This is a genomic window from Bacteroides sp. AM07-18, from assembly GCF_003602695.1.
GTDB lineage: Bacteria > Bacteroidota > Bacteroidia > Bacteroidales > Bacteroidaceae > Bacteroides > Bacteroides uniformis.
Map to the genome: position 1 here is coordinate 33,363 of NZ_QTLM01000010.1, position 17,074 is coordinate 50,436.

Consider the following 17,074-nt stretch of genomic DNA (forward strand, 5'->3'; position numbering starts at 1 on the left):
ATACCATGAAATACATCATCCGAACACTGCTGCTGGCATGCTGCTGCATGCAGGCACAAGCACAAGCTCCGTGGAAACCCGATACGGAACTGGAGAAACAATTACAGCAAAGCAATCATGTGCACCGCATAATGAAAGCTAATCCCGCACACGCCGGACTGACGCGGTGGGAAAAGAAAGAGGTATTGAAAAGCAGGGTACTCCCTCTGGCCGAAGATTTCGGTGCTCTGCGCCATACCGGACCCGGAACCATACATGTAGACCGTAAAGTCACTGTCTCAGGCAAAGGAAGTGTCCGTCTGGACACTCCTGCCTCCTTGGGCAAGAAGAATCCAACAAACCGGAATTACGCCACCCCGGAGATTATCCGTCCCCTCGACCGGGAAGACTTGCGGGAATACAACCGCTTTTCCGTTTGGGTATATGTGGATGCACCGGGCGTTTATCTGACCTTTGCCGGATTCACCCTATACAATGAAGGGGAGAAAATCATGCCGACTCCCGGACGCTTTGAAGGACAACACTTCGAGACTGTCTATCCCAACAAATGGCAGCACATCATATGGGAAATACCGGACCTATACCGTGATTGTGTCACCGGCTTTTCGGTAAACATCATGCTGGCAGGTGCTCCTGCAGGAGCCAGCGAACACATGAGCCTATACATAGACGACATGCGCATCGAAAAGGTAGAAGCGGAAAACAGCCGGGGATTCGACCTGCGAAAAGATGCAATGGCCTACTGCCACAGCGGATACAAGCCGGGAGCACGCAAGCAGGCTTTGGTGCAGCACATGCCGGAAAGGGCTTTCAGCCTGCACGATGCCGCCACGGGACAAACCGTTTATCAAGGTACGGCCAGTCCTCTGAATCAGGACAAGAAGCTGGACAAAGGATTTCTTGTACTGGACTTCAGCAGTTTCAATACGCCCGGACAATACTTCCTCTCCATCGGTGATGTACAATCAAAGCCTTTCCCCATCGGAAATGATGCCTACCTGTCTACCGCCTGGCACACGCTGAACTTCTTCTTTTCCGAACGTTGCGGTTTCGACCAGCCCGGCATTCATCAGGAATGCCATCAGGATGTATTCGCCTATCATCCCGACGGACGGAGCATGAGCATTGCCGGAGGATGGCACGATGCAGCCGACCTGACTCAAGGAACGGGAAATACAGCCGAATCGTGCATCGCCCTCCTCGAAATGGCCGGTGCCGTACAAGGCAAAGACAGTATCTTCTACGAACGCCTGCTGGAAGAGGCACGCTGGGGAGTGAACTGGATTCTGCGTACCCGCTTCGGTGACGGCTACCGACTGGGTGGACTGATTATCGGCATTTGGACAAAGAATATCCGTGGTGACAAAGACGACATGCAGACAGAAGCACGAAATACGCCTACGGACAATCTGAAAGCCGCTTCCAGTTGCGCACTCGCCGCCCCTCATTTTGAAAAGAAAGACCCAGTGTTTGCACGGTGGTGCCGGAACAGTGCCATTGAGGACTTCCAATTCGCCATCGACCTGCTGGATACACAAAGGACGGAACAGAACGAAACAGAACTTTATGCCCTTGCCACCGTCACAGCCATGCGTTTGTACCGCCTTACACAAGATGTTTACTATCTGGACTGGGCAACCCGGCTGGCACGTACCGTCATGGCGGGCCAACAGTTGGAAAAGCGTACCGACTGGAAAATCCCCCTGCGAGGTTTCTTCTATGAATCTTCCCGGAAAAAGCGTATTCTGGCCTATTATCACCAAAGCCAAGAGCACTTGATGGCCGAAGGACTCTCGATGCTACTGACAGATGCCCCCACCCATCTGGACGCCCCGTTGTGGCAGGCATCTTGTGAAGCCTATGCAGACTATCTACGCGGGGTTTCACAACTGATTGAGCCGTACGGCATACTGCCAAGCGCCGTATATGAAGTGAATAATACCGATTATAAAAATCTGTACCACGAAGGTGAGCAGGTAGAACTTCCCAGCCTGGAAGAATACAATGCGCAAGTGCGCAACGGTATCCCTCTCTCAAAGAATTTCTACCTGCGCCGTTTCCCCGTTGCCTACCAGTTCAGGGGATTCCACGCTGTTGTCATGGGCAAAGCCAAGGCTGCCTTTATCCTTGCACGCCTATTCAATGATAAAGCGTTAAGGGATATTGCAACCCGCCAGATAGAGTATATATTGGGCTACAACCCGTTTGCCATGAGTACCGTTTATGGAGACGGATATGACTACCCGCCACTTTACGGAGCCTATGCCGGAGATGTGGTGGGAGCTGTACCCGTAGGAATCGAAACATTCGAAAATGAGGACGAACCCTACTTCCCGATGCAAAATAACTGCACTTACAAGGAAATCTGGACACACACCACCGCACGCCTGATGTGGTGTGTAGCAGAACTGTTCAAATAAACAGTTCATTATACCGCTAAAAAAAGCTCCGGAGTTGAAGGTTCCGGAGCTTTTTCTCTGTTTTATGTGATGGACAGTTATGCCTTTTTCAATGCTGCAATACTTTCCTTGAGAGATTTGATGATACTTTCAGCATCTGCCTGCTTCTTGCGTTCCATCTCAAGAACGGCGGCAGGAGCATTATTCACAAACTTCTCGTTACCCAGTTTCTTCAGCACACCCTGCAAGAATCCTTCCTTATGCTTCAGTTCGGCCTCCATACGGGCTATCTCGGCTTCCACGTCAATCATATTACCCAAAGGTACGGCATATTCCGTAGTACCTACCATGAAGGAAGCAGCACCGTCGGCCTTGTTCTCCACTATATTGATGGAGGAAAGGTTACACATTTTCATGATAACCGCGTTGAATGCCACAACCGGATTCTCACCGATAACCTGCAACTCAAGTGCCTCTTTTTGGGCGATGTTCTTCTGCAAACGGATGGAACGGATATTGCTGATAACCTCTTTCACCACTTCAAACTCCCGGATGATATCCTCATCTACCAATGCCGACATTGACAACGGGCTTACCATCAAGCTCTCACCGTCTGTACGGTCGCAAAGATGCTGCCACAACTCCTCTGTAATAAATGGCATGAACGGATGGAGCAGATGCAACAAGTTATCAAAGAAACCGATAGTTGCTTCATACACTTTCCGGTTGATGGGCTGGCCGTATGCCGGTTTAATCATTTCCAGATACCAGGAAGAGAATTCGTCCCAGAACAGTTTGTAAACAGCCATCAGCGCTTCACTCAAACGGTACTTGCTGAACAAATCAGCCACTTCGGCAGCCACTTCATTCTGCTTGGCCTCAAACCAGCGTATTGCCAGTTCTGAAGCTTCCGGTACCGGAACTTCCGCACTGACTTCCCAACCTTTAATCAGACGGAAAGCGTTCCATATCTTATTATTGAAGTTACGTCCTTGCTCACACAGTGCATCGTCAAAGAGGATGTCATTGCCAGCAGGAGCTGAAAGCATCATGCCCATACGTACACCATCGGCACCGTATTTCTCAATCAAATCCAGCGGGTCGGGAGAATTACCCAACGACTTGGACATCTTACGTCCCAGCTTGTCACGGACAATACCCGTAAAATAAACATTCTGGAACGGCATCTTACCTTCATATTCATAGCCTGCCATAATCATACGGGCTACCCAGAAGAAGATAATGTCCGGACCGGTCACCAAGTCGCTGGTAGGATAATAGTAGTTTATCTCCTCGTTACCCGGATTGTTGATACCGTCAAACAAAGAGATGGGCCACAACCAGGAGGAGAACCAAGTATCCAGGCAGTCCTCATCCTGACGAAGGTCTTCCAGTTTAAGGTCTGCATTACCCGTTTTCTCTTTTGCCAATGCCAAGGCTTCTTCGGGAGTGGCAGCCACTACATAACCACCTTCCGGCAAAAAATAAGCAGGAATGCGATGCCCCCACCATAACTGGCGGCTGATACACCAGTCCTTGATATTTTCCAACCAGTTCTTGTACGTATTCTTATATTTGGCAGGATAGAACTTCAACTCATCATTCATCACCGGCGGCAAAGCCATGTCGGCAAAGTGCTGCATCTTCAAGAACCACTGCATGGAAAGTTTCGGTTCGATGGGCACGTTGGTACGTTCGGAGAAACCTACCTTGTTGGTATAGGCTTCCACTTTCTCCAACAGACCGGCAGCAGCCAGGTCCTTCTCAATCTGCTCGCGCACATCGAAACGGTCCATACCGATATACAAGCCGGCAGCTTCACTAAGCGTTCCGTTATCATTGAAGATGTCAATGCTCGGCAGATTGTACTTCTCACCCAGCATGTAGTCGTTCACATCGTGGGCAGGAGTTACCTTCAGACAACCGGTACCGAACTCTATATCTACGTAATCGTCCTCGATAACCGGAATAACACGTCCTACCAACGGAACAATCACCTTCTTACCCTTCAACCAGGTATTCTTGGGGTCATTCGGATTGATGCACATGGCTGTATCTCCCATGATGGTTTCAGGGCGGGTGGTAGCAACCACTGCATAACGTCCTTCGGGGTCACCTTCTACCATATACTTCAGATAGTACAGCTTGCTGTGCTCTTCCTTATAGATTACTTCCTCATCACTAAGGGCGGTCAGTGCTTTCGGGTCCCAGTTCACCATACGGACACCGCGGTAAATCAGACCTTTGTTATACAAGTCGACAAAGACCTTGAGCACGCTTTCACTGCGTTTCTCGTCCATAGTGAAAGCCGTACGGTCCCAATCGCAGGAAGCGCCCAGCTTGCGGAGCTGCTTCAAGATGATGCCACCGTGTTCATCGGTCCATTCCCAGGCGTGCTTCAAAAACTCGTCGCGGGTAAGGTCTGTCTTCTTGATGCCTTGTGCGGCAAGCTTGTTCACCACCTTGGCCTCGGTAGCAATGGAAGCATGGTCGGTTCCCGGCACCCAGCAGGCATTCTTGCCTTCCATGCGGGCACGGCGTACCAGAATATCTTGTATGGTATTATTAAGCATGTGTCCCATGTGCAACACACCGGTGACGTTTGGAGGCGGAATGACGACGGTGTAAGGCTCACGACCATCGGGTTTCGAACTGAATAATTTGTGGTCCAACCAATACTGGTACCACTTTCCCTCCACGTCAGCGGGATTGTACTTACTTGCTAATTCCATGTTTTTAAATCTCTATAATTAATTTATTGCGAATAACGGGCGCAAAATTAATGAATTAAAATTTAAATATATATTTTTGTCCCTACAAAACAGTATATAAAATGAGGGGGAAGCTAAAAATCCGATATATCATATTAATTGTATTACTGTCTGTCGTATGGGCAACGCAGCTCATTCCAAGCTTGGGAGAAGTGTATGCACAGTCCGTATATCCGGTAATTTCCCATATCCTGTCCTCCTTTTCAAAACTCATACCTTTTGCCGTAGGCGACTTGTTCATTTTCCTCAGCATCATCGGGCTCCTCTTCAATCCCATCAGGGCACGCTATATCCAGAAGAAGAAGTGGAAACAGATTCTGCTGAACGAAATGGAATACTTGCTGTGGATATATGCATGGTTCTATCTGGCATGGGGACTGAACTACTCACAGAAAGATTTCTATGGCAGGACAAACATTCCTTATACTGCCTATACTCCCGAAATCTTTCAGTCATTTGTAGACAACTATATAGACAAGCTGAATGCTTCCTATACAGATGTCACCTCCATTGACGAACCATTGGTCTGCCGGGAAAGCGTACACGGATACAACCAAATCAGCGATACGCTGGGGATACATCGCCCTCCCCACTCCTCTCCGCGCGTGAAGACCATGCTTTTCACTCCGTTCATTTCCATGGTCGGTGTTACGGGAAGCATGGGACCTTTCTTCTGCGAATTCACGCTGAACGGCGATTTGCTTCCACCACAATATCCTGCTACTTATGCCCACGAGCTGGCACACTTTTTAGGCATCACCAGCGAGGCAGAAGCCAACTTCTACGCTTACCAGGTCTGCACCCGTTCGCAGGTGAAAGAGATTCGTTTCAGTGGGTATTTCTCCGTACTCCCACATGTGCTGGGCAATGCCCGCCGACTGATGAGCGAAGAAGAATACGCAGAACTTTTCAACCGGATACGTCCTGAAATCATAGAACTGGCCCAAAAGAACCAGCAATACTGGATGGAGAAATACAGTCCGCTCATCGGAGACATCCAGAACTTTATCTACGACTTGTACCTTAAAGGAAACAAGATTCAAAGCGGACGCAAGAACTATTCGGAAGTAATAGGCTTGCTTATCTCATACGAAGAATGGAAAAACTAAATTTCAAAATCATGCATACAAGAAAAGAACAGATGGAAGCCTTCGGCCGCTTCCTCGACATACTCGACGAGCTGCGCGAGAAATGTCCCTGGGACCGCAAGCAGACCAACGAAAGCCTGCGCCCCAATACCATCGAAGAGACTTATGAACTTTGTGACGCCCTGATACGCGATGACAAGAATGACATCTGCAAAGAGCTGGGCGATGTGCTGCTGCATGTGGCTTTTTATGCAAAGATAGGCTCCGAAACCGGTGATTTCGATATGAAAGACGTATGCGACCGTCTTTGTGAGAAACTTATTTTCCGCCATCCCCATGTCTTCGGCGATGTAAAGGCCGAAACCGCAGGCCAGGTTTCTGAAAACTGGGAACAGCTAAAATTGAAGGAAAAAGATGGGAACAAAACAGTGCTGAGCGGTGTACCCGCTGCCCTACCCTCGCTCATCAAGGCCTACCGCATCCAGGACAAGGCACGCAATGTAGGATTCGACTGGGAAGAACGCGAACAGGTGTGGGATAAGGTAAAAGAAGAAATCCGGGAGTTCCAGACAGAAGTCGACCACATGGATAAGGAAAAAGCTGAAGCTGAATTCGGCGATGTCATGTTCAGCCTCATCAACGCTGCCCGCCTCTACAAAATCAATCCGGACAATGCGCTGGAACAGACCAACCAGAAGTTCATCAACCGCTTCAACTATGTAGAAGCGCACAGCATCAAGGAGGGCAAAAATCTCCATGACATGACGCTGGAAGAAATGGATAAGCTATGGAATGAAGCGAAAGCATTGGAAAAAGAAAGCAAACAAGATGATTCTTCTAAAGGTCAGGTTTAGCTGGCTAAAGCGAGGTATCTATCATTAACAAAAGAAGGTTGCTCACATCATTGTGGCAACCTTCCTTATTTGTATTCATTCACTATTCATCTTTTTCCTTGTGTTTTTCGTGGAGAAGCATCCCCCTTTTTATGCATGCCTTTCAGTAATTCACGGTGGAAACGCATTTCAGCCCTTTGCACCAGATAAATCTTTTTACAAGGCAATATTTTCTTGAACTTATCAAAGTAGGTCTTGTCCAACCGGTCAGAAGCGATACGGGCATCATATACACCTTCCATAATTTCCTCATACTGGGCTTCGGTTGTTTTTTCATCTTTCCCTTGTCGAAGCAACTTCCAAGCCTCGTCATTTAGCTGCTTTTTCCGGTCCTGCAATTCAAAATACAATGGGAAGAACTTGGCTGCCTCCTCACTCGTCAGTCCGGCTTTCTCCGTTATAAACGCTTTTTGTTTGGCACGAAACTCTTCAGGTGACAGATGCTGGTCACATCCATCGCTAGCCCAAAGCAGAGGCATAATGCCACATATCATAACCAATAAAACAATTAGTTTCTTCATTTTTAAATAATTGAGTGTTGTTACCTTATTCTGCATCAGAGTCTGCCAAATAAACATACAATGAATAATCATCCAGCATGGAATTCTCTACAGCCATATTAATATATTCCATTTCTGTTTCCGTATCATCAGCAGCCATACGCTCTACAGATGGAGTATGCTCCGAAGAAGCTACACGGATAATCAATGCCGCACCTATAAACATGGCGGTCATATACAACCAAGGCCTTACCTTCTGCCACATTGTAGGCTCTGTCTGCACAGCAATGAGTTTCTCTTTTTCGGGAAGCCGGTTCATTACCTCTGAAGTAAGATTCTCAAAGTAGCCGTCAGGAACGCGGAAAGGATTTTCCGTCCCTATCTTTTTCAGTATTTTATCTTCTTCTTTCATAAGCTTTCTCCTTTCTGTTTAATTAGACATTGTTTTGTGGCAAAGGTTTAATACTCCTCACCCAAAAACTTTTCTATTTTCTTCAAGGCATGGTGATAGGAAGCCTTCAAGGCACCTACGGAAGTACCAAATATATCGGACATCTCTTCGTATTTCATTTCCTGGTAATACTTCAGGTTAAACACCATACGTTGTTTTTCCGGCAAGGCAAGCAAGGCTTTTTGCAAAGCCATCTCTGCTTTATCACCGGAGAAGTAAGGATCACTTTCAAGCTTTTGAAGTGCATCTGCCTCGGGGTCATCCAAAGAGACTGTGGAAGCAGCCCGTTGTTTGTTCAGAAAAGTGAGGCATTCATTCAAGGCTATGCGATAGAGCCAGGTAGAGAGTTTAGCCTCTGCCCTGAAATAATCTATATTAATCCATGCTTTAATGAAAGTATTCTGAAGTAAATCATTGGCATCTTCATGAGAGAGGACCATACGACGAATCTGCCAATACAGCTGCTCGCTATATTGGGTAACAATCATCTCAAATCCCCGCTTTTGTGTGCTTTCTTCTTGTAGAAGAGCCAACACTTCGCGTTCATTATAGGAAGGGGTCATAAATTTCTATTCGCATTTGTTGTTTTAGACTGCCAAAGATACGAAAAGTTTAATTCATACCGATACACAAAGTGTTTCTTTGGCAAGCTGAGTATCCGGAAAAATAGCGGATGCTTCTTGAAGCAAGATATTTTCATCTTCGTATCGTGCCGAAAAATGTCCTATCAACAACTTCTTCACTTCAGCCTTCCTGGCTATTTCAGCCGCTTGTGCAGCAGTTGTATGAAATGTTTCTTTGGCACGTGGCGCATCCTCATTCGCAAATGTCGCCTCATGAAAAAGTAAATCAACCCCTTTTATCTGCTCCACGATAGAAGGAAGATAGATGGTATCCGAGCAATAAGCATAACTGCGGGACGGAGCAGAAGGACGGGTCAACAAGTTGTTGGAAACAGTTTTTCCCTCCGGTGTCACGTAATCGGCCCCATTCTTTATACGATTCAATTCGTATACCGGCACTTGGTAGAAATCGACCATTTCACGGATAATATGGTTAGGACGCCGCTTTTCTGCAAACAAAAAACCACAACACGGCATACGATGACGCAAAGGAATGGTAGTAACCGTCAACGAACGGTCTTCATAAATCAGCATCGGTTCTTTCGTATCAAACTCATGGAAAAGGACCTTGTACGTCATCTGCCTATTAAAAAAATCCAGCATAGGTGTCAGTAATGTTTCCAGCCCTTTGGGAGAATGGATATGCAACTCTGCTGTACGTCCTAAAAGGTTAAGTGTAGAAATCAGTCCTAATAAGCCAAAACAATGGTCTCCATGCAAGTGAGAGATAAAAATATGATTCAAACGTGAAAACTTCAGATGTGATTTACGGAACTGCAACTGCGCCCCTTCCCCACAATCAATCATAAACAACTTGTCGCGCACGTTCACAATTTGAGACGTAGGGAAATGACGCGTTGTGGGTAAAGCGGAACCACAACCAAGAATATGTAACTCAAATTTTTCCATTCCAAACCTTCCGAACTGATTTCTACTCCTTGATTTATAGAAGAGCCTTTATCTCTGAAACTCCAAAAGATATTTCAAAAGTTTCTCCGGATTTATTCCCTTTATACAGATAGCCCACCCCTTTATCACACTTCACACATACTTCCAAGAACATGCGCAAGGCTGGATCGGAGGAGTTCAAAGAGTTCTTCACATTTGCCTTCATCTGTTCGGCATTTTCCTTCAAAGCAGACATCTGTACTACAGATTCGTCAATCGTATAATGATAAAGCACCTTATCCGACTCGATTGTCAGTTTATTGAGCATAGTGGCTTCATCCACCTGCATCGGGCACGATACGTTGGTCATCTTCACTTGCTCTTCCAGTTTCTTCTCGTCACTGCTGTCGGCAGATGCACCACCACCATTCAATATATCTTTCAAGTCCTGAGTAGTCAGATAACATTCCACTTCGTTACCGGATGTCTTTCCTTTATATATGAACTTTATACCGGAATCAGTACCGACAACCAAATCCAGCATCTCTTTAATAGACCCTTGTGGATTACCGAACATAACAGTCACAGCAGACTTCATTGCATCAGGATTCTCTTTCAAAGCGTCTATATTGAGGAAACTTTCATTCATAAGCAGTACATATACCACATCCGACCCATCAAAAGTAATACTGGATATTTCGCCGGAAGCTCCCATATCCATGGGACATTGTTTGTTGGCTGCTGCGATAGCCAGCTTGAGTTTAGACTTCTGGCCGCATGCGGTTAGTAACATCAGCGACAGGCAAGTGAACAACACCATCTTCCCTGCATTTTTGAACATGTTTTTCATAATAAATGAAAATTAAATTATTGAATATTTCTATGATTGCAAAAGTAACCACCCTGCAAAGATAAACATTTATGGAAAAACCATCCTTAATTCCATAAAATTCTATTGACAAATCATAAAAAAGAAGGGCACTTGTTTGCGCAAGTACCCTTCCTTCATTTATAGAACGGAGTAATTATTTCTTTCCAGCTTCCATCTGTTCCTTCAAGGCAGCCAAAGCATCAATGTCACCCAGAGTAGTAGATGCAGCCTGGTTTTGGATAGCAGGAGCAACGTCTTCTCTCTTACCGGTTGACTTCTTAGTAGCAGCCTTCTTTTCAGCTCTTTCTTCTGCCTTTGCAGCATCTTCGAAGATACGGCTGTGAGAAAGGATGATACGCTTAGCGTCCTTGTTGAACTCAATTACCTTGAATTCAAGCTTCTCGTCCAACTGAGCTTGTGATCCGTCTTCCTTAACGAGGTGCTTCGGAGTAGCGAAGCCTTCTACACCATAAGGCAGAGCAACTACAGCACCCTTATCCAGCATTTCGATGATAGTACCTTCGTGTACAGAACCTACTGTAAATACAGTTTCGAATACATCCCAGGGATTTTCTTCGAGTTGCTTGTGGCCAAGGCTCAAGCGACGGTTTTCCTTGTCGATTTCCAGAACTTGTACGTCGATGTCTGCACCAATCTGAGTGAATTCAGACGGATGTTTAACCTTCTTCGTCCAAGACAGGTCAGAGATGTGAATCAAGCCGTCAACACCTTCTTCGATTTCAACGAATACGCCGAAGTTAGTGAAGTTGCGAACTTTTGCAGTGTGCTTGCTGCCGATAGGATACTTCTCTTCGATAGTTTCCCAAGGATCAGACTTCAGCTGCTTGATACCCAAAGACATCTTACGCTCTTCGCGGTCCAAAGTCAGGACTACTGCCTCAACTTCGTCACCTACCTTCATGAAGTCTTGTGCAGAACGCAAGTGTTGTGACCAAGACATTTCAGATACGTGAATCAGACCTTCAACACCCGGAGCGATTTCGATGAATGCACCGTAGTCAGCCATAACTACAACTTTACCCTTCACGTGGTCGCCAACCTTCAGGTTAGCATCCAGTGCATCCCAAGGATGCGGAGTGAGTTGCTTCAAGCCGAGAGCGATACGCTTCTTCTCATCATCGAAGTCAAGGATAACGACGTTGAGTTTCTGGTCGAGTTCAACCACTTCTTTCGGATCGCTAACACGGCCCCAAGAAAGGTCTGTAATGTGAATCAAACCATCTACGCCACCCAAGTCGATAAATACACCATAGGAAGTGATATTCTTAACGGTACCTTCGAGAACTTGTCCTTTTTCGAGTTTACCGATGATTTCCTTCTTCTGTTGTTCCAGTTCGGCTTCGATAAGAGCCTTGTGGGAAACAACCACATTCTTGAATTCCTGGTTGATCTTAACAACCTTGAATTCCATAGTTTTGCCAACGAATACATCGTAGTCGCGGATAGGCTTCACGTCGATTTGAGAACCCGGCAAGAAAGCTTCGATGCCGAATACGTCTACAATCATACCACCCTTTGTGCGGCACTTGATGTAACCCTTGATAATTTCTTCGTTTTCCAAAGCTGCGTTTACGCGATCCCAAGAACGGGTAGCACGAGCTTTACGGTGAGACAGAACGAGCTGTCCTTTCTTGTCTTCCTGATTTTCGATGTATACCTCAACAGTATCACCAACCTTCAGCTCAGGATTGTAACGGAATTCACTCATCGGAATGATACCGTCTGATTTGTAACCGATGTTCACAACTACTTCACGCTTGTTCATTGCGATTACGGTTCCATCAACTACCTCGCGGTCGTTAACCTTGTTCAACGTATTGTCATACGCCTTTTCCAGTTCTTCGTGGCTTGCACTGGCTACTGATTCGCCGTTCTCATAAGCATCCCAGTTGAAGTCTTCAATAGGAGCTACATTCTTTAAATTTTCCATTAATAAATAAATTGTTTAACTCGTTAATTAAGTGAGACTTTATGTTGACTCATTGTAAATCGGGCGCAAAGATAGAAGTATTTTCTTGAACTACAAAACAAAAAGCATTCAAAACAGCAGTGGAATAATCAATTAAAGAATAAAAAAAATGTTACCTTTGCATCGTTTCATTTATACATAATCTCAATAATTTATCATGAAAAAGATAATCGCATGCATTTCCATCATTTGCTATACATTATTATGTTATAGCCAAAATCAGACAACGGACAACAACTACCGTACGCAAAAGAACATTTCCTATCTTCATCCCGGCGAAAAAGACAGTTATAAGCTGGAGCGTTGCAAGCTCGACCTCCATTATCCTACTGATAAAAAAGGATTTGCCACCCTTATCTGGTTCCACGGCGGAGGACTGGAAGCCGGAGAAAAACATTTTCCGAAGGAGTTCCTGGAGCAAGGCTACGCCGTGATAGCCGTAAACTACCGACTCAGCCCGCGTGCCCAAAATCCTGCCTACACGGAAGATGCCGCAGAGGCCGTTGCTTGGACTTTCGAGAATATAGAAGAATTCGGAGGAGATAAAGACAAAATATACATAGCCGGTCATTCAGCCGGTGGTTATCTCTGTCTGATGCTCAATCTGGACAAGAGTTACCTGGCAAAGTGGAATATTGATGCCAACAGCCTGGCAGGCGCTTTCCCCATCAGCGGACAGACCACCACTCATTATACCATCCGCAAAGAACGCGGACTGCCTTCCGACACTCCGATTATAGATAAATATGCTCCTTCCAATAACGTAAGAAAAGACGCTTCACCCATGATACTTATCACTGGCGACAAAGAGTTGGAGATGCTGGCACGCTATGAGGAAAACGCCCATTTATATGCCCTCCTCAAAGCATTGGGACAAAAAACCACCCTCTATCAGATGGAGGGATTTGACCACGGTACGGTGGCCGCTCCCGCATGTACCTTGATAAACAGCTATATGAAGAAGGCAGGCAAGAAGTAACCACTACCCTTGCCTTTCTTTTATATATGCCAATGCCGCTCCTATTGCTGTTCTATATTCAGCATAGGGCGGTATATGAAAATGTACATGATAGATGGCTTCCATTTTAGAAAACACCTCCCGGCACTGGGGCAGTTGGGTGAGATTTCCTATCAGAACGAAATCCTTGATAGGACTGTTCAAAGCTGACAGTACAGCAGCTCCTCCAATGGTTTGAAGTACCGTATAAATTATACCGCAGGCAATATCTTCTTGAGAAGCATTGCTATCTGCTTTCCCGAAAAGAGAGGCGGTAGCACTCACTGGCAAGTCAGGCAAAGCAGTGTTGCAAATATCACCTATCTGCAAGTTGACACGAGTTACATCCCCTTTCTCAGCCAACTCGGACACCTGATGAATATCATGAGTTTTCAACAGCAACCTCGATAATCCCTGCAAGGTACCTCCACCAATCCCCAAGCCGCCAATATGCTGCACCTTGTCTCCGTCTATTTTCACAAAAGAAGTGCCGGTACCCATGCTGACTACAATCAGTTGGTCTATATCCGTTGCATGTCTGGCTCCCAAACCATTGGCAATAAACTCATCCGTTTTGCGAGTAGGCAGTCCATATAGAGGGCTGTTGACAAATGCGCTTCCCACTCCCGTCAGCATCACCTGCTCCACATCGGCCAGCTGTATACCATTGTCATAAATATACTTACCGAATGCTCCGAATAAGGAAGTCACCGGGTCGGTAGCCGTAATAAACATTGGAGACTGTATCTGTTCTCCATTGATTCCAACGATTTTCGTGGTACTTCCACCCACATCTATTCCTATTACTATACCCATAGCTCCAAGCAATTTGCAGCAAAGTTACAAAAGAATCAATAATTGACAATTGATTAATGTGATAATGTGCCAATATGCTAATTGGCTGCGCTATGTTTATGCTACGCCATCACGCCCTGGTCATTGACACATTGGCACATTAATCACATTACCACATTGCTATCTGTTAAACAGTTCGAAGGTAAATTTGCAACCTATTTCCTGATACTTCCAGTTTGCAAAGCTGGCAAACAAGCCAAAGTCAAATATATGTGTACCAATGCCATACCCTACTTCCAGATAAGGTTTCAAGTGAGGAACCACCAATGCATTCAGATACAGACGTTCATTCAATACATATTGGGTATATTTCATCAGATGGCGGAGCAGGAGGAAAGGCGCTTCATAGGTAAGGTGTCCGCGGATATATTTACGGGAAGAGTTATACCAGCGGCCGTCCAGCAACTGGAACACCCCGCCAATATCATCACTCCAACCCATAGGAAGATTGGAACGCCGCAAATTGGCAAAGTCCACAAAGTACAGTTCCTTCTGATTGGTAAACTCTCCCCAACCAAAACGCCAATAAATATCACGCATCAAGCCCAAAGAAACCTGATGCTGCAAATCAATCTCTACACGCTCGTACGAACCACTGCTCTGCAACACTCCACTGAGTCCCCGCTCCCAATCTACTGAGATGGAAGGATACTTGGAATGAAGATTTACTTTACGGTCGCCATTCATATAATAGTATTGTCCCGGAGTCCAGGTGAGGCGGACGCGGGGAGCAAAACTATTATAGGTATGGCGGAACTTGTTCAGGATATTCGGGTCAAAATTCGGAAAGAAGGATGAACCTCCGGAACCGGCACGGGTGGCCGACTTGGTAGGCGGCATGCTCGGGTAGTTCAGTTCAAACCGGGAGCGGTTCACTTCCGTACGTCTGTGCATGGATACACCCACTTCCAGCGACAGACCGTTTACTATTTCCCAGCTATGACGCAGATTCAGATACAAATCTTTGAAATAATCCAAGTGTATCTGGTTGAAGTCAAAAATACTGTCGGGGATGGCTTTCAGGTCGTCCAGCACATCACTGCTGTAAATCCGGTTACCGTTACCAAACTCCAGATGCAATGCTGCACGCTTACGGGGCCAATAATCAAAATCGGACCTCACCCTCCAGTAAAACTCTTTTTCCTTAAAATTATAACCTATCCGGGGAACGATGCGCAGCAGGCGATCACCGGTAAAAATACGGTTGTACTTGAACTCCTGCCGATACGAAATTCCATGCTTGCCGCTATAGCTCAAAAGAAAAGGATTGATTAGTGGTGAACAGCGCACACTCCCCAATTTATCAAGGTCTACCGTATAGCGACTGATCAATGCATCTCCAATCTGCCCCCAAAACTCCAAGTTCTTATTCACCGGTTTCTTTTTCCGGGCGAGCGTATCCCGACGCAAGAAGAAATCCTGATACAGTGTCTCCTCATGCGGAGTCAAAGGAATGGGACGCAAAGTTTTAAAGTAAGCAGTATCACGTAGATAAGCATTCGTATCAGTACGCAACGTGTATGAATCGGACAAGTCATATTTACTTTTCTTCACCGACCTCCGTATATCACTGCCAGAAGTTTTCTGAATGATGTTCTTATAATCGAGTACAGCTTCATAAGTGCCATCTACCACATTTCCCAAAAAACGAAACGTTGCATCCACATCATACTGCAACGGAAGAAATTCGTCCGAATCGCCCACATTACCCATCTTCACCAGATTATTGAACCGCACCATCTCATTACGTCCGGAAAAACGCATCTCGCGTACACTCCACACGTTATCACTCACAATCAGATAACCGCCCACCAGCTGAAAGCTTTTGCTTTTTGGCATAAAACGGATTTTATACTGAAGGGCATGCCGTTCCCCCATCACCGTATCAATCCGATAGGTATAATATTTTTTGGCATTGGGTGCTAAAGGAGAGAGTAGTTTGTCATATAATAAGGTAGAAGAATAGATGTTGATGTGAAAATATTCCGGCAGCCGTCCGTCCATTTCCCAAAACTCGGAAGCAGTACCGACACTTGCCTTTACCTTCTGGTCATAGATGTCGGGAGCAGTAAAATGCAAATCGCTATAAGTTTCCATCATATATTCCCGCACCCCTTTCTTGGGCCGGAACATGGAAGGGATGTAGCGGAGAATATGATTCTTCTTACGGATATTCACCCAGCCCTTTATGTAAAGCTCAGCCTTGTAACTTTCAATAATACGTTCATAAAGGGGGGCAAAGAAGATGACTTTCTCCATGATGGAGTCTGCCGAACTCACATGTTTGTCAACCGGATAAGATACACGCTCCGCCCCTGCCTTCTGTACAAAAGAAAACAAGAAGCAAATCCAAATCCATATAAACAACAAACGTTTCAACCGCAATTTCTCCTTATAGAATCGGGACAAATATACGGAAGAATTTGTGTAATGCAAAAACATGTTCCATAAAGAAGCGGGAATGACACTTGTGACACCCTTTATTATAAAACATATGTTACGCGCGAGAGACAATAATACACAAGCACACATAGTTTGTGCGAGATAAATACGAACCTATATTAATTGTTATAAAAAGGGTGCCACAAGTGTCATGTACAGAATGATTCGTAATTGTGACACATGAAAATTACTAATCACGACGCACTAAGATTACTAATCGTGATGCGGAAAGATTACTAATCATGGCATGTAACAAACGCAAGCTTTTGGTCGTTTTTCCATAACAAGCAGACTTTTTTAGGGGGT

13 protein-coding genes are annotated in these 17,074 nt (G+C 45.6%); 4 read left to right on the forward strand and 9 right to left on the reverse strand.

Going from position 1 to position 17,074, the window contains the following annotated elements; translation table 11 throughout:
• Positions 1–5: 5 nt before the first annotated feature.
• Positions 6–2,420 carry a glycoside hydrolase family 9 protein gene (locus tag DW096_RS12710; protein ID WP_120028709.1) on the forward strand — a complete coding sequence of 805 codons (2,415 nt, stop codon included), beginning with the start codon at positions 6–8 and terminating at the stop codon, positions 2,418–2,420.
• A gap of 77 nt (positions 2,421–2,497) precedes the next feature.
• Here the strand turns inward: DW096_RS12710 and DW096_RS12715 are convergent, their stop codons facing one another.
• Positions 2,498–5,131 carry a valine--tRNA ligase gene (locus DW096_RS12715; RefSeq protein WP_117865915.1) on the reverse strand — a complete coding sequence of 878 codons (2,634 nt, stop codon included), beginning with the start codon at positions 5,129–5,131 and terminating at the stop codon, positions 2,498–2,500.
• A 101-nt stretch (positions 5,132–5,232) separates the two neighbouring features.
• Here DW096_RS12715 and DW096_RS12720 point away from each other — a divergent pair, with 101 nt between their 5' ends.
• The gene (locus tag DW096_RS12720) at positions 5,233–6,279 is read left to right on the forward strand and encodes a DUF3810 domain-containing protein (RefSeq protein ID WP_117588457.1); all 1,047 of its coding nucleotides are present in this window, start codon (positions 5,233–5,235) and stop codon (positions 6,277–6,279) included.
• Positions 6,280–6,287: 8 nt separating this feature from the next.
• A complete protein-coding gene (gene mazG / locus DW096_RS12725) occupies positions 6,288–7,112 on the forward strand; it encodes a nucleoside triphosphate pyrophosphohydrolase (RefSeq protein ID WP_117962747.1) in 825 nt (274 codons plus the stop codon).
• Between the two features lie 86 nt (positions 7,113–7,198).
• On the opposite strand, the gene DW096_RS12730 is transcribed toward mazG, so the two are convergent.
• From DW096_RS12730 to rpsA, 6 genes are all read right to left on the reverse strand, one after another.
• On the reverse strand, positions 7,199–7,672 hold the full coding sequence (locus tag DW096_RS12730) for a hypothetical protein (RefSeq protein ID WP_035449335.1): 474 nt from the start codon (positions 7,670–7,672) through the stop codon (positions 7,199–7,201).
• A 25-nt stretch (positions 7,673–7,697) separates the two neighbouring features.
• A complete protein-coding gene (locus DW096_RS12735) occupies positions 7,698–8,063 on the reverse strand; it encodes a hypothetical protein (protein ID WP_005832902.1) in 366 nt (121 codons plus the stop codon).
• A gap of 47 nt (positions 8,064–8,110) precedes the next feature.
• Complete coding sequence (locus DW096_RS12740) at positions 8,111–8,665, reverse strand: RNA polymerase sigma factor (RefSeq protein ID WP_117962719.1); 555 nt, start codon at positions 8,663–8,665, stop codon at positions 8,111–8,113.
• 54 nt (positions 8,666–8,719) lie between these two features.
• Positions 8,720–9,634: a ribonuclease Z gene (locus DW096_RS12745; RefSeq protein WP_005832904.1), complete on the reverse strand. Its 915-nt coding sequence runs from the start codon at positions 9,632–9,634 to the stop codon at positions 8,720–8,722.
• A gap of 34 nt (positions 9,635–9,668) precedes the next feature.
• On the reverse strand, positions 9,669–10,463 hold the full coding sequence (locus DW096_RS12750; RefSeq protein ID WP_057097779.1) for a hypothetical protein: 795 nt from the start codon (positions 10,461–10,463) through the stop codon (positions 9,669–9,671).
• A 175-nt stretch (positions 10,464–10,638) separates the two neighbouring features.
• The gene (rpsA, locus tag DW096_RS12755; protein ID WP_005831997.1) at positions 10,639–12,435 is read right to left on the reverse strand and encodes a 30S ribosomal protein S1; all 1,797 of its coding nucleotides are present in this window, start codon (positions 12,433–12,435) and stop codon (positions 10,639–10,641) included.
• Positions 12,436–12,631: 196 nt separating this feature from the next.
• On the opposite strand from rpsA, the gene DW096_RS12760 reads away from it, so the two are divergent.
• Positions 12,632–13,453 carry an alpha/beta hydrolase gene (locus DW096_RS12760; protein ID WP_005832910.1) on the forward strand — a complete coding sequence of 274 codons (822 nt, stop codon included), beginning with the start codon at positions 12,632–12,634 and terminating at the stop codon, positions 13,451–13,453.
• Between the two features lie 3 nt (positions 13,454–13,456).
• On the opposite strand, the gene coaW is transcribed toward DW096_RS12760, so the two are convergent.
• The gene (gene coaW / locus DW096_RS12765) at positions 13,457–14,287 is read right to left on the reverse strand and encodes a type II pantothenate kinase (protein ID WP_005832001.1); all 831 of its coding nucleotides are present in this window, start codon (positions 14,285–14,287) and stop codon (positions 13,457–13,459) included.
• A 159-nt stretch (positions 14,288–14,446) separates the two neighbouring features.
• Entirely contained in the window at positions 14,447–16,768 is a 2,322-nt protein-coding gene (locus tag DW096_RS12770) for a DUF5686 family protein (protein ID WP_034522728.1), read from the reverse strand.
• Positions 16,769–17,074 lie beyond the last annotated feature (306 nt).